The organism is Neisseria sp. P0021.S007 (assembly GCF_051956855.1).
In genome coordinates, this window is sequence record NZ_JBQCXA010001741.1 from 1 (window position 1) to 440 (window position 440).

The 440-nt window shown below is 53.0% G+C and carries 1 protein-coding gene; it reads left to right on the forward strand.

Translation table 11 applies throughout. The annotated features are described in order from the left end of the window. A partial coding sequence (locus ACTHUR_RS21220; RefSeq protein ID WP_440400782.1) for a LutC/YkgG family protein occupies positions 1 to 409 on the forward strand: 409 nt, incomplete at its 5' end. Positions 410 to 440: the final 31 nt, after the last annotated feature.

Sequence of the window (440 nt, forward strand, 5' to 3'; positions counted from 1 at the left end):
CAGCAATATCGACCCGATTGCTTTCAAACGCGAAATCGATACTTGGAAAACCGAGTTCTTCGCGAACATCGATGCAGGCTTTAGCGGCTCGCAATGCGGCATTGCCCGTACCGGTACGCTGATGCTGTTTTCCAGCCCCGAAGAACCGCGTACTTTGAGCCTCGTTCCGCCCGTGCATTTCTGCCTGTTTGATACGGCGAAGATGTATAACGAATTTCACAACGCCGTCGAAGGCGAAAAACTGGTGGAAAACGGTATGCCGACCAATGTTTTCCTGATTTCCGGCCCGTCCAAAACCGCAGACATCCAGTTGACGCTTACTTACGGCGCACACGGTCCGCGTGATTTGGTCATCCTCGCCATCCTGCCTGACCACATCTCCCCTGCCGATTTGGAGGAAAACGCATGACTACGCAAACCATCAAGTTCCACATGAAGCC